Annotated in this window: 15 protein-coding genes; 8 read left to right on the top strand and 7 right to left on the bottom strand. The window is 66.9% G+C overall.

The window, feature by feature from the left end; all coding sequences use genetic code 11:
• Positions 1–99: 99 nt before the first annotated feature.
• Together AC1DC5_RS04020 and AC1DC5_RS04015 are read left to right on the top strand one after the other, a co-directional pair.
• A complete protein-coding gene (locus AC1DC5_RS04020; RefSeq protein WP_441406034.1) occupies positions 100–258 on the top strand; it encodes a hypothetical protein in 159 nt (52 codons plus the stop codon).
• Between the two features lie 20 nt (positions 259–278).
• Positions 279–1,154, top strand: a complete 876-nt coding sequence (locus AC1DC5_RS04015) for a serine/threonine-protein kinase (protein WP_476864287.1) — start codon at positions 279–281, stop codon at positions 1,152–1,154.
• 45 nt (positions 1,155–1,199) lie between these two features.
• Here the strand turns inward: AC1DC5_RS04015 and AC1DC5_RS04010 are convergent, their stop codons facing one another.
• On the bottom strand, positions 1,200–2,372 hold the full coding sequence (locus tag AC1DC5_RS04010) for a GGDEF domain-containing protein (protein ID WP_476864286.1): 1,173 nt from the start codon (positions 2,370–2,372) through the stop codon (positions 1,200–1,202).
• Between the two features lie 182 nt (positions 2,373–2,554).
• On the opposite strand from AC1DC5_RS04010, the gene AC1DC5_RS04005 reads away from it, so the two are divergent.
• Positions 2,555–3,571: a PHP domain-containing protein gene (locus AC1DC5_RS04005; protein WP_476864285.1), complete on the top strand. Its 1,017-nt coding sequence runs from the start codon at positions 2,555–2,557 to the stop codon at positions 3,569–3,571.
• Positions 3,572–3,839: 268 nt separating this feature from the next.
• Positions 3,840–4,673 carry a putative protein N(5)-glutamine methyltransferase gene (locus AC1DC5_RS04000; RefSeq protein ID WP_476864284.1) on the top strand — a complete coding sequence of 278 codons (834 nt, stop codon included), beginning with the start codon at positions 3,840–3,842 and terminating at the stop codon, positions 4,671–4,673.
• Positions 4,674–4,688: 15 nt separating this feature from the next.
• Here AC1DC5_RS04000 and AC1DC5_RS03995 read toward each other — a convergent pair whose 3' ends face one another.
• The 6 genes from AC1DC5_RS03995 to AC1DC5_RS03970 all read right to left on the bottom strand — a co-directional run bounded on the left by AC1DC5_RS03995 (position 4,689) and on the right by AC1DC5_RS03970 (position 8,894).
• The gene (locus tag AC1DC5_RS03995; RefSeq protein WP_441406029.1) at positions 4,689–5,168 is read right to left on the bottom strand and encodes a hypothetical protein; all 480 of its coding nucleotides are present in this window, start codon (positions 5,166–5,168) and stop codon (positions 4,689–4,691) included.
• Positions 5,169–5,277: 109 nt separating this feature from the next.
• A complete protein-coding gene (locus AC1DC5_RS03990; RefSeq protein ID WP_476864283.1) occupies positions 5,278–5,541 on the bottom strand; it encodes a GlsB/YeaQ/YmgE family stress response membrane protein in 264 nt (87 codons plus the stop codon).
• A gap of 223 nt (positions 5,542–5,764) precedes the next feature.
• Positions 5,765–6,736: an aldo/keto reductase gene (locus AC1DC5_RS03985; protein ID WP_476864282.1), complete on the bottom strand. Its 972-nt coding sequence runs from the start codon at positions 6,734–6,736 to the stop codon at positions 5,765–5,767.
• 44 nt (positions 6,737–6,780) lie between these two features.
• Positions 6,781–6,990, bottom strand: coding sequence for a dodecin (locus AC1DC5_RS03980; protein WP_476864281.1), 210 nt, complete (start codon positions 6,988–6,990; stop codon positions 6,781–6,783).
• Positions 6,991–7,101: 111 nt separating this feature from the next.
• Positions 7,102–7,881, bottom strand: a complete 780-nt coding sequence (locus AC1DC5_RS03975) for an SGNH/GDSL hydrolase family protein (RefSeq protein WP_476864471.1) — start codon at positions 7,879–7,881, stop codon at positions 7,102–7,104.
• A 212-nt stretch (positions 7,882–8,093) separates the two neighbouring features.
• Positions 8,094–8,894: an IclR family transcriptional regulator gene (locus AC1DC5_RS03970; protein ID WP_476864280.1), complete on the bottom strand. Its 801-nt coding sequence runs from the start codon at positions 8,892–8,894 to the stop codon at positions 8,094–8,096.
• A gap of 117 nt (positions 8,895–9,011) precedes the next feature.
• Here AC1DC5_RS03970 and AC1DC5_RS03965 point away from each other — a divergent pair, with 117 nt between their 5' ends.
• Genes AC1DC5_RS03965 through AC1DC5_RS03950 form a run of 4 tightly spaced genes read left to right on the top strand, consistent with a single transcriptional unit; the run spans position 9,012 to position 12,749 of the window.
• Complete coding sequence (locus AC1DC5_RS03965) at positions 9,012–9,521, top strand: tripartite tricarboxylate transporter TctB family protein (protein ID WP_476864279.1); 510 nt, start codon at positions 9,012–9,014, stop codon at positions 9,519–9,521.
• 2 nt (positions 9,522–9,523) lie between these two features.
• The gene (locus tag AC1DC5_RS03960; protein ID WP_441406022.1) at positions 9,524–11,026 is read left to right on the top strand and encodes a tripartite tricarboxylate transporter permease; all 1,503 of its coding nucleotides are present in this window, start codon (positions 9,524–9,526) and stop codon (positions 11,024–11,026) included.
• A gap of 52 nt (positions 11,027–11,078) precedes the next feature.
• Entirely contained in the window at positions 11,079–12,083 is a 1,005-nt protein-coding gene (locus AC1DC5_RS03955; protein ID WP_476864278.1) for a tripartite tricarboxylate transporter substrate binding protein, read from the top strand.
• Between the two features lie 36 nt (positions 12,084–12,119).
• Entirely contained in the window at positions 12,120–12,749 is a 630-nt protein-coding gene (locus tag AC1DC5_RS03950) for an RraA family protein (protein ID WP_476864277.1), read from the top strand.
• Positions 12,750–12,766 lie beyond the last annotated feature (17 nt).

The raw sequence follows: 12,766 nt of genomic DNA, 5'->3' as shown, positions 1-12,766 counted from the left end.
TCTGATATTAGCTTTTCCGGCGGCGCCGTGGCTGAAATGGCACCAGCCGTTCTGCCTCCCGCGCAGGCCTTGGCTGCACCGAGCCACTGCGGGATGCCAATGGAGTGGAAAGCCCCGGCCGCGGCCACTATTTCCGTGTACTCCTTCGCGCCGGTCGATGCCGCGGCAGAGCTGCCGCCGGTCTGGCGCTGCGGTTGCGGCTTCCAGCTGGACGGCATAGTGCATACGTCCGGCATTCTGTCCGAGCTCAGCCGGTGACCCTGCCCTCAACTGCGGTCTTGGCGGAACGGCCCGCGGTCACCGCCCCCGCGGTCATTTCAGCCGGACTCGGTGCCAGAGTGCTGGCGCTTCCTGACGCCCCCTCGGGGCGTTTCGTCGTCCATGAGCTCTTGGGGCGGGGCGCCACCGCGACAGTGTTCCGCGGGACGGACCTGCACGACGGACGGCCCGTCGCGATTAAAGTCGCCGAAGGCCCTGACCCGCGGCAGTCGGAACGGATCCACGCCGAGGCGCGCATCCTGGCTTCGCTGGACCACCCCGCGGTCGTCACCTTCATCGCCGAGGGTATTGTCCCGGCAGGTGACCAGTGGGCGGGCCGCCCGTTCCTCGTCGAGGAGTATGCCTACGGCGGAAGCCTCGCCGAGCGGATCCGCAACGGCGCCGCAGCCGCCGGCGACGTGGCCCGCTGGGCTGAGGCGGCACTGTCCGGGCTGGCACACGTCCATGCGCGGGGCCTGGTCCACCGGGACATCAAACCCGCGAACATCCTGCTGAGTGAACTGCGGCGTTCCGCCGTCCGGATCGCCGATTTCGGCATCGCCACCCCGGCCGGCACCGAGCTGGAGCCGGGGGATTCCTCCGGCACCGTGCACTACATGAGCCCGGAGCAGGCCGCAGGCCGGCACCCGGGCGAGCCCGGCGACATCTACTCCCTGGGACTCGTGCTGCTGGAGTGCCTCACAGGGTCCAAGGCGTTCCCGGGAACCCCGGTGGAATCCCTGGTGGCGCGGACCCTTCGCGATCCCGCGATACCGGCCGGCCTCGGTGCGGCTTGGGTAGCGCTGCTGGCCGCCATGACCGCCATGGATCCCGCGGCTCGGCCTTCGGCTGCCGCGGCGGGCAAGCTCGCAGCCAAGCTTCCGCGCGCATCCTGAGCTGCCGGGCGGCTCGGACTCAAGGCAGCTCAAGCTCCGGGCGGCTCAGCCTGCCTGGGTGCCCGCCCCGGTGAACCCGATGACCGCCCGGTTACGGCCCGCCGCCTTGGCCTCATACAGGGCCCGGTCCGCTTCCCGGAGGAGGCGCTGCAGCCCCGCGTTCCGGTCGCGCGAGTCAACCACGCCAAAGCTCGCCGTCGGCGCGTCCATGCCGTCGGGCAGGGAACTGTTTTCGGCCAGCGAGGCGTTGATCCTGTCGGCGATCCGGACGCCCTCCTCGGCGTCGGCGCCGTCGAGCAGCAGCGCGAATTCTTCGCCACCGTAGCGGCCCACCAGGTCAGCGTCCCGCACGGCTGAGCGGCAGGCGTCGGCGAAAGCCCGGATGACGCCGTCGCCCGCGTCATGTCCGAAACGGTCGTTGACTGCCTTGAACCGGTCCAGGTCCGCCATCACAACCGCCGTGTCGACGCCGGCCGCCAGGTTGGCCCGGAGCCTGCGGTTGGCCTGGTGCATGAATTCCCCGCGGTTCAACAGCCCGGTCAGCCCGTCACGGTAGGCCAGCTCCTGCAGGTCCTCGGTGCGGCGGGCGTAGTTCAGCGATGTGATGCTGGAAGAGACCACCACCAACAGGACCATGGCCATCAGCAGGGTCACGCCCGTGCCGAACAGCACCTGGAACAGCGGATCCGCCGGGCCAAGCGCGGCCAGCCCGACTGTCCGGCTCAGATAATACGCGGCACAGCCCGCCGTCGCGACGGCGAGGGACCGGACAAGGTGCCAGGACTCTTCCCGCTCGCGCCACAGTTCCACGGACGCCAGTCCGATCGCGGTGCCCATCAGCGCCAGGAGCACCACGCTGCCGATCCGGGCGTTTTCTGAATAGCGGACTGCGGCGTCAACGGCGACAGCCGCCGTCGCCGGGAACCCGAAAAGCCCGGGCCGGACCCGCCGGCCGGCCAGCGAGCGGGTGCCGGCCCAGACGCAGCCCGAGCCGAGCACCATCACACCGTTGCCCAGGCTCGTGGCCCAGCCGACTGCCTGGACCTCGCCCAGGAAGTACAGGACGGCGGCCACGAAAAAGGAAGCGACAGCCCAGCACCACCACCCGGCGAAGGGAGCCCGGCTCTTGCGGTAGGTGTCGAAGTAGAACAGGACCAGCATGGTCAGCGTCATCACGGCGAAGACCACCATGAGCGTAGACCGGTCGAGCAGCACCATAATTCTGAAGATTTCCCAGCTGCCAGGCCGGCCCTCCCCATGGACCGCCGGCGTAGTTCCCCACCGGATCAGGCCCCGGCCGGGACAAGTCTCTCAGAACGAAGGCACCGCTGCCCAAAACGCCGCGACATTCGAACACCCCGGAGGTCCCCGGCACCCCCGCCGGGGTGCAAGATGGTGCCATGGATGCCGTCGACGCGCTCAATGAGATTGCCTTCTGGCTCGAACGCGAGCTCGCGCCGACGTTCAAGATCCAGGCGTTCCGGAAAGCCGCCGGGATCATCGCCGGCCTCGAGGCCGAAGAACTGGCCGCCCGGACCCGCGACGGCCGGCTGAAGCGGACCAAAGGGATCGGCGACCGGACCTTCCAGGTCATCAGTCAGGCGCTCGACGGTGACGTTCCGGAGTACCTGGGCGGACTGCGAAGCCGGGGAGCCCAGCCGCTGGTGCCGGGCGGACACGAGCTGCTGGCCGCGCTGCGCGGTGACCTGCACAGCCACAGCGACTGGTCCGACGGCGGATCCCCGATTGAGGCCATGGTGGACGCCGCCAAGATCCTGGGCCGCGAGTACCTTGCCCTGACGGACCATTCGCCCAATCTCAAGATCGCCAACGGTTTGAGTGCCGGGCGGCTCGCGGAGCAGCTCGCCATTGTCGAGGAGATCAACGCCGACGGCGGCGTCCGCCTCCTGCGGGGCATCGAGGCCGACATCCTCGAGGACGGCACCCTGGACCAGACCCCGGAGATGCTGGACCGGCTGGATATCGTCGTCGCCAGCGTGCATTCGAAGCTTCGCTCCGACAGGCGCACCATGACCCGCCGGATGCTTGGCGCCGTCACGGACCCGCACACCAACGTGCTCGGCCACTGCACCGGCCGCCTGGTCCAAGGCGGCCGGGGCACCCGCCCGGCGTCGGAGTTCGACGCCGAAGAGGTCTTCGCTGCCTGCGCGGAGCACAACGTCGCCGTTGAAATCAATTCACGGCCCGAACGCCAGGACCCGCCCGGCGCCCTCATCGACCTGGCCCTCGACGCCGGCTGCCTGTTCAGCATCAACAGCGACGCCCACGCCCCGGGGCAGCTCGATTTCCTGCAGTACGGCGCCGAACGGGCCGAAAGCAACGGCGTGCCGGCGGAGCGGATCGTCACCACGTGGCCACTGGACCGCCTGCTGGACTGGGCCGGCTCGGGGCGCTGACGGGCGCGCGGATGCTTCTTTCCGCGGGACATGCGCTCCCGCTGCTTCGAGGGTTGGACATGGCGGTGTTAGGTCCGGTCCTGGGTCCGGGGAATGGGCATGTCCCGCGGTCACGGGTTGCCGGGCATGTCCATCCGCCGCCTCCTGTGCGGGACATGCGGCCTTCGGCAGCCGTGATTCGGAAGCCATTTATCGCATGGACATGGTGCCGTCCTGCCACTTCGGTAGCATGAGATTTCCGGCACACTAACGGAAGGGGATCCTTGGCATGACCGCCCCTCCCGCGCCCCGGCCCGAGGTCATTACGCGGCTCAATATCGTCAAGAGGCTCCGTGCGGCCGGCTGCGTCTTCGCGGAGGAGGAGGCCAGGCTGCTGGCCGAGGCCGCAGCCACACCGGATCACCTCGACGCGCTCGTGGAGCAGCGGGTTTCCGGCCTGCCCCTCGAGCACCTCCTCGGCTGGGCGGAGTTTTGCGGACTCCGGATCCAAGTGGACACCGGAGTCTTTGTGCCCCGCCGCCGCACCGAGTTCCTGGTCCGGGTGGCCGCGCGGCTCCTGGGCGCATCCGGCGGCACCGGACAGGCGCCGGTCGTCGTCGACCTCTGCTGCGGCTCCGGGGCGGTGGGGACCGCGCTCGCGGCGCTGGCCGGTCCCGTGCAGCTTCATGCCTCCGACGTCGACGAGGCAGCCGTGCAGTGCACGGTCCGCAACATCGTGCCGTGCGGCGGTGAGGTCCACCAAGGGAATCTTTACGGGCCGCTCCCGGAGCGGCTGCGCGGCCGGGTCGATGTCCTCGCCGTCAACGCCCCGTATGTTCCCTCCGCCGAAATTGGCACCATGCCGCAGGAGGCCCGCCTCCACGAGCCGCGGGTTTCCCTCGACGGCGGTGAAGACGGGCTTCAGGTGCAGCGGCTGGTGGCGGCCGGGGCGCCGCAGTGGCTGGCCCCCGGCGGGCACCTGCTGATCGAAACGAGCCGGCGGCAGGCGCCGCAGACCGTGGATCTTTTCATCCGCAGCGGCCTGACGGCCCGGGTGGCCAGCTCTGAGGAGCTGGACGCCACGGTCGTCATCGGGACACCCGTGCGGGGTGTGCCCTCGTAGCCCGAACGGCTTGGGTTAGGACAGCTTGTCGGGGTCGACGTTGGTCGCGGGACCGGCGCTGGTGGCTCCGCCTTCGTCGGACCAGTCCTGGCCGGCCTGGTCGTTCAGTGCCGGGTCCGACTCGACGTCGGACGCGGTGGAGGTCCCGAGGTTGACGGTTTCGGGATGGGCGCTGTGCGCGGGGATGCCACCGCCGGAAGCCGTGATGCCGCCGTCGTCCGCCTTGCCTGCAGGCTCGGTGGGGGAGGGGTCACGGCGGACCGCGGAACCAATGACCGTCCCCGCCCGCCGGGCGGCTTCGCCGAGCTGTTCGGACACCTCGGGGGCCTTTTCCTTCACCGCGTCGGTTGCCGCGGCCACCTTGTCCTGGACGGGCTGGCTTTCCCAGAGGGCTGCCGCCCGTGCCTTGAGCTTCTCGTAGGCGGCGCGTCCGGACCGCGACCCGAGAACGTAGCCCGCTGCGATTCCTGCTCCGAAAAGAAGTTTGCCTTTCATGCCGTACTCCTGTTCCTCGATGGTGCTGGGTATTAAAAGTGGTGGGGGCCGTGTGCCAAAAAACCGGCCCCGGGAAAAATCCCGGGACCGGTTTCCGGTCGCGTTGGCTTTAGCGGGCCGAACGCTTGGTGATCATGCCGTAAACGAGCAGGACGATGATCGCACCGCCGATGGCCAGGAGCCAGGTCGACAGCGAGAAGAACTCATTGATGCCCGTGTTGAAGAGCAATCCGCCAATCCAGCCGCCAAGAATAGCGCCGACGACGCCGAGCAGCAGCGTGATGAGAATGCCACCGCCCTGCTTGCCCGGGAGGATTGCCTTAGCGATTGCGCCGGCGATGAGGCCCAGAATCAGAAATGCGAAAAAACCCATTTTTATCGTTCCTTCTTCTTCATTGAGGAGGCACCCGGGTTGCCGGGTGCGCTACATCCTTCTTCCCCCAATACTAATCATGCTTAGTATCAAAGAGCCATTCGAGAGGAAGGGAATCCTCCTCGCCGCGGCTGCCGTGGGGTTTTACGCCCCTATTTGTGGCTGGTAACAGCTCTCCTTTCTCCGTGGCTGGCCATCCGCCGATCTCGATTAATTGCGGGTGTCACCACGCATAGTCCTCCGGTGCCGTCCTGTATCCGGGGAAAATGTCATCGAGGCGCTGCAGCGCCTCGGGCTCGAGCGCGAGGTCCAGGGCGCGGAGGGCTGAGCCGAGCTGGTCCTGGGTGCGGGGGCCCACCACCGGGGCGGTGACGGCCGGCTGGTGCAGCAGCCATGCCAGGGCGACATCACCCGGTTCCCGCGCCAGTTCCCGGGTGAAATCCTCGTATTGGCGGATCTGGTCCTGGTGCTTCTTGAGGGTTTCGAGGGACCGGCCCTCGGTGCGGCGCACACCGTCGCGCCCCGGCTTCAGCACGCCGCCCAGCAGCCCGCCCTGTAACGGCGACCAGGGCATCAGCCCGAGCCCGTACTGTTGCGCGGCCGGAATGACCTCCAGCTCGACGTTGCGGGTCAGCAGGTTGTAGATGGACTGCTCGCTGACCAGACCGTAGGTGTGGCGGCGCGAGGCAGCCTCCTGCGCCCGCGCGATCTGCCAGCCGGCAAAGTTGCTGCTGCCCGAATAGAGAATCTTTCCCTGCTGGACCGCGACGTCGATCGCCTGCCAGATTTCGTCCCAAGGCGTGGCCCGGTCCACGTGGTGGAACTGGTAGAGGTCGATGTAGTCCGTCTGCAACCGCTTCAGGCTCGCGTCGAGGGCGCGTCGGATGTTCAACGCGGAAAGCCGCGACTCGTTGGGCCGGTCCGTCATCGTGCCGTAAAGTTTCGTCGCCAGCACGGTCCGTTCACGCCGCTGGCCGCCGGTGGCGAACCATCGGCCAAGGATTTCCTCCGTACGGCCCCGCTGGCCGGTACCGCCGTAGACGTTGGCGGTGTCGAAGAAGTTGATGCCCGCACTCAGTGCCGAGTCCATGATGGCGTGGGCATCCGCCTCTTCGGTCTTTGGGCCGAAGTTCATGGTTCCGAGGCAAATCCTGGAGACTTTCAGGCCCGAGCGGCCGAGTTGCGTGTACTGCACGCGATGGTCCTGCGAAGGCGGGGCGTGCGGGGCGGCGTCGGAGGCTACCGTTCCAGCCGGAACCCGAGCTTGATGGTCACTTGCCAGTCGGACACCTCGCCGTTTTCGAGGTGTCCGCGGATTTCCTTGACTTCAAACCAGTCCAGGTTCCGCAGGGTCTTGGCGGCCTCGGCGATGCCGTTGCGGACGGCGGCGTCAACGCCGTCGTTCGACGTTCCGACAATTTCAGAAATGCTGTAAGTGTGATTAGACAACTTCGCTCCTCGTGATCGCCATCGAGACCCGGCGGTGGGCCGTTCCTGCAGATTAGCCGACAGATCGCAACGGGACTAGGGTCCGGAGGCAGCGCCTCAGACTGCAGGGCTTCAGGATCCGTAGACCGGGCCCGGCTCGGGACGCTTGGCAGTCCGCAGCGGGGCATCGGACCGTTTCCGGACGCGGCTGACCATCCAGGGAAGCAGGTAGTTGGTGAACCAGGCGAGGTCTCCGGCTTTGCTGTCCCGCCAGCTCGCTGCGGGCATGGGCTTGGGTTCCAGCGGCCTCAGGGTGTGGGGGACGTCGAGAGATTCCAGCACCATGGCCGCGATCGTGTGGTGCCCGAGCGGGGAGAAGTGCAGGCGGTCGGGATCCCACATTCTCGGTTCGGAGAGCTGCCGCAAGGCCCAAAGATCGGCGATGACCCCGTGATGGCGCGTGGCGATGGTCCGGATGTTCTCGTTGAAGACGGCCACCCTGCCCCGGTTATGGCCCAGCAGCGGAGTGTCGCCCCAGTCCGGGCCGGTGAACAGCACGATGGTGGCGCCGGTGGCACTGAGCATGCCCACTGCGGCGTCGAGGGTGGCAGCCAGCCGGTCCGGATCGCTCCGGTGGAAGACCAGGTCGTTTCCGCCGGCGGAGAGCGTGACCAGGTCCGGCTTCAGTGCGATTGCGGGTCCGAGCTGCCGCTCCAGGATTTCACGCAGGACCAGGCCGTTGACAGCGAGATTGGCGTAGCGGAAATCCGCCCTGCCCTCGCTGAGTTCTTCGGCGACTCGGTCCGCCCAGCCCCTCATGCCGCCCGGACTCAGTGGTTTCGGATCCCCGAGACCGGCCGTAAATGAATCCCCCATGGCGACATATCGGCTCCACAGCCCCTCGGTCCTGATCCATGGAGCGCCCTGCCTCCGGCCCTGCCCCGGCGCGGGGCCCCGTCCGCCGGCCCAGCCGGCGCCAGGATCCAGGAAACCGGCGGCGTTCACACTCCCAGCAATACGCCGGGAATTCAAGTTTCACTAGGTACTAAGGTCCCTAGCGGGAGCCGGGCATCCGACGGCGCTCGGACGGCTGCCGATGGAGCCCGGCTCCGGCGGGACTCCTTTTAATACACGGAGCCTTCCAGTAACTCCGAGAGCCTGCCTGCCGCGCGCCGCAGCTCCGGAACGCCGGCCCGGAGCGTGGCTTCGGTGGCAGCCTCAACCGGGCTCGTCAGGGAAATGGACTCGCTGGGCGGGCCGGCCCGGTGAGGTACGGCCACAGCGACTGACAGGACTCCCGTGGCGCGTTCATCAGCCGAGTATGCGTAGTCGTCTCCGGGCCCGGGTAGCCGGGAGCGCAGCGCCTCGGCCGTAAATGTGGCGTCCTCGTGGCCTGCAGCGATCGCTGCTGCCGCCACCTGCTGGAGCTCCTCTTCGGAAGCCGAGGCAAGGAGAATCTTGCCCGCCGCCCCCAAAGTGAGCGGAAGCCGCTTGCCCAGGGGGAGGTCGTAGCGAAGGGGGGCCTCGCCATCGACGCGGGCAACCAGGATCCGCTCGAATCCGAGACGCGTATACAGCGATGCCGTGAGCCCGGTCTGGGATGCCACCTGCTGCAGGACGGGACGAGCCGCGACGACCAGTGGATCATTCTCCAGGTAGCTTCTGGCTGCGGGCAGCACGGCCGGCCCGATCCGGTAGGACTTATCCGTTTGGCTGACCATGCCGAAGTCCTGCAGGACCCGCAAGATTCGCAGTGTGGTGGGCGAGCTCATGCCGCATGTCCGGGCCAGGTCGCTGAGGCGCTGCGGGCGCTCTGCGCGCTGGAGCTCGGCGAATACCTCCATGGCCCTGGAGAGGGAGCGCATATTCGAGCCCTTCGGCTCATCCGCGGACCTGCCCGAGTGCGTGGATGTCAGCGTCGTCATCATTTCATTCTATGTAACTTCCTTGCGCTTGACAGCCCCTGTGTCCGGTGTCACTATTTCTCTGTACGCAATATAATTTCATTCTATGAAATTTATCAGGTGAGTTAGAAGGAAACGATGACAACGGAGTCCATCAAGACGAAACCCGAGAGCGAGAGCCGAGCCCGAGTGGCTCGCTCCGTGCTGGTGGGTATCAGCGCGTTCGCCGCCGTCGGCGCCTACGTCCTGGTCAATTCGGTCGGCCTCGGCCTGTGGACCTCGCTGGGGCCGGGCCCCGGCCTGTTCCCGTTCGCCATGGGAGCGGTGCTGGTCGCGATGTCGGCGCTCTGGCTCATCCAGGAACTGCGCAGCCCCAGCGAGACAGGCGAAGGTGTGGACCGGCGACTGGTAATTGAGGTCGTCGTGAGCCTGGTCATCCTTGCGGCGGTGATGGACATGCTCGGCTTCCAGCTGAGCATGTTCGTGTTCCTGATGTACCACCTGAAGGTGCGCGGACGCCGGTCCTGGGTATCTTCCCTGGTCACGGCCCTCGCCGGCAGCGTTGGTGCGTTCTACGCCTTCAACTACGGCCTGAACGTGTCGCTGCCCGTCTCGGCCTTCCCCCTGCTGAACACGATCGGACTCTAGACGTGGAAATCTTCAACGAACTTATGGGCGGCTTCGCGGCCGCCATGACCTGGCAAAACCTGCTCTTTGCCTTCCTGGGCTGCATCCTCGGCACCATCATCGGCGTCCTGCCCGGAATCGGGCCCGTCGCCGGTGTCGCTCTCTTGATCCCCCTCACGATGAACCTGGATGCGACCGGCGCGATCATCATGCTGTGCGCCATCTTCTACGGCACCGCCTACGGGGGAACCATCACCAGCGTGCTGCTGAACACGCCCGGTGAGGCCGCTTCTGCCATCACGACCATTGACGGCTACGCGATGACAAAGATGGGCAAGGCGGGGGCGGCACTTACCATCGCCGCCGTCGGATCCTTCGTCGGCGGAACGATAGCCACCTTGGGCCTGGTCGCGGCCGCGAAACCCCTTGGGGAACTCGGCCTGCTCGTCGGACCACCCGAATTCTTCGCCCTGATGGTCGTCGGCATATCCCTCCTCGTCGCCCTGGCCGGCAAATCCATGGTGAAAGCAGTCATCTCCGGCGCCCTGGGCCTGCTGATCGCCATGGTCGGTATCGACCCGGTTGCCGGCGCACCCAGGTTCACCTTCGGTATGGACCGGCTCCTGGACGGCGTCAGCTTCGTCGCCGTGATCGTGGGCGTCTTCGGACTCTCCGAACTTCTCTCCCACCGCAAAAACAGTGCAACGCCCACAGTGCATGCACCGAATTTCCGTTCCCTGCTCCCCAACCGCGGGGAATGGCGCCGGAGCGCACCGGCCATGGCCCGCGGCACCGGCATCGGCTTCGGACTCGGACTCATCCCCGGCATGACCGGTTCCGTGTCCTCCCTGCTGGCATACGGCGCCGAAAAGAAGTTTTCCCGCCACCGCAACGAGTTGGGCAAAGGCGCCATCGAAGGTGTCGCCGGCCCGGAAACAGCCAATAACTCCCACGCCAACGCCGCACTGATCCCGCTCTTCACCCTCGGCATCCCGGCATCACCCACCATCGCCGTGCTGATGGGAGCATTCCTTCAGCAGGGCCTCACCCCGGGGCCGACCCTCTTCACCGAGCACTCCGAAATCGCCTGGGCGATCATCGCGAGCCTCTTCATCGGCAACCTTCTCCTGCTGATCCTGAACGTTCCCCTGGTCGGGCTGTGGACCTCCATCCTCCGTGTGCCGACAACGATCCTGACCGCCCTCATCCTGCTCTTCATGGTCATCGGCGCCTACACCATCAACTTCAGCGTCTTCGATGTCTTCGTGATGATCGGCTTCGGCCTCCTCGGCCTCGCCCTGCGGCACCTGGATATTCCACTGGCGCCCATGGTGCTGACGCTGGTACTCGGACCGCTCATGGAACGCTCCCTCCGGGAATCCCTGGAAATCTCGCAGGGCGACTTCGGCATCTTCGTCAACCGCCCCTTCTCTGCAGTCCTCATCGGCCTCGGCCTCCTCATCGTCTTCAGCCCGCTGCTCAAGCTCCGCAAGCCCAAGGCACTGAACGAAGACCCCGAAACCTAAAACCACCCCTCACATGCACTACCCCCAAACACCCCTTCAAAGGAGAAGAACAATGATCACCCGTCCCCGTATCGCCGCTGCCTTCGCAGCAGCAACCCTGATCGCCCTCACCGGCTGCGGTGCCAACGCCGGAGCCACCACCACCGCCGCCGACGACTTCCCGAAAAAGGGCAAGTCCATCGACATCGTCGTCGCCTTCGGCTCAGGCGGGGCAGTCGACACGGCAGCCAGGCTCATCCAGCCCATCCTGGAGAAAGAGCTGGGCACCAACGTTGAGGTCATCAACAAGCCCGGCGCCGGCGGCCAGATCGGCTACACCCAGCTGACCAGTGCCAAGGCCGACGGATACACCATCGGCGCCACCGGCTCCCCGTCAGTGGTCGTTTCACCCCTTGATCCCTCCCGCGGCGCCAAGTACACCCGCGAGAGCTTTCAGCCCCTCGGCCGTCAGGTCATAGACCCCGCCGTCATCGCCGTACAGCCCGACAGCCCCTACCAGACGCTGAAGGAACTCCTGGACGCCGCCAAGGCCAACCCGAAGTCCATGACCGCCTCCACCACGGGCCTGCAAACCGGCGAACACTTCGCCATGGCGCAGATCCAGGAAGCTACCGGTGCCGAGTTCGCCCCGGTCCACTTCTCCGAAGGCGCATCCCAGGCCACCACCGCGTTCCTCGGCAAGCACGTTGACATCCTCGTCGCCAACGTCAGCGACGTGACCGACCTGACCAAGCAGGGCAAGGCCCGCGTCCTGGGCGTAATGACCTCCGAGCGGTCCCCGGCGTTGCCCGATGTCCCCACCTTCAAGGAATCAGGCTACGAAGTTGAAGCCGGTACCGTCCGCGGCTACTCCGCCCCAGCTGGGCTGCCCGACGGTGTCGCGAAGAAGCTGGAAGCTGCCCTGCAGAAGGCCATCGAAGACCCGGCCGTGGTGCAGAAGATGAAGGACCTGGGCCTGCAGACCAGCTACCTCAACGGCGGCGACTACAAGCAGTTCTGGGCCGGCCAGGAAGAGGACTTCAAGAAGGTCCTCCCACTGGTTCAGAAAAAAGACTAGTCCTCCCACCAACCCCCATCCACGGAAGACACCACCATGACAACGCCCGTCCTTGAGGACATCGACGCAGACTTCGCCCGCCCCGACAAGGACGTGCTCGAGCGCCTCGCCAAAGTGCCCGCCGCCAACATCGGCGACGCCATGGACCGCCTCGGAATCGCCGACTCAGCCATCCAGGCCATCTGGCCCGGCGCCCGCCTCGCCGGACCGGCCTTCACCGTCTGGACACGCCCCGGCGACAACCAAGGCATCCACCGCGCCCTGCAGCTCGCCCGCCCCGGAGACGTGATCGTCGTCTCCGGCGGCGGGGACGAATCCCGGGCCCTGGTGGGCGAACTGATCGGCGAACGCGCCATCAACCTCGGCATCGCGGGCTTCGCCCTGGACGGGGCGGCCCGCGACGCCGAAGCCCTCGGCGAGATCGGCATGCCGGTCTTCGCCCGCGCCACCACCCCCGCCGGCCCCTACAAGAACGGGCCCTCCCGGCTCGGCACCCCGATTTCCTTCGGCGGGGTGCCCGTCCTGCCGGGCGACGTCATTATCGGCGACTCCGACGGCGTGGTTGTCATTCCGCGGGAACAGGCAGCAGCCGTGGCGGAAGCCGCCGAGGCCGTCTTCGCCGACGAAACCAGCCGCCGGGCCGCCATCATCGCCGACCGCCACTAGACAGAAAAGACACCTAA

This window comes from Arthrobacter sp. 10L424 (assembly GCF_056395325.1).
Note: the sequence above shows the minus strand (reverse complement) of the source record. Positions and strands in the feature narration are given on the sequence as shown.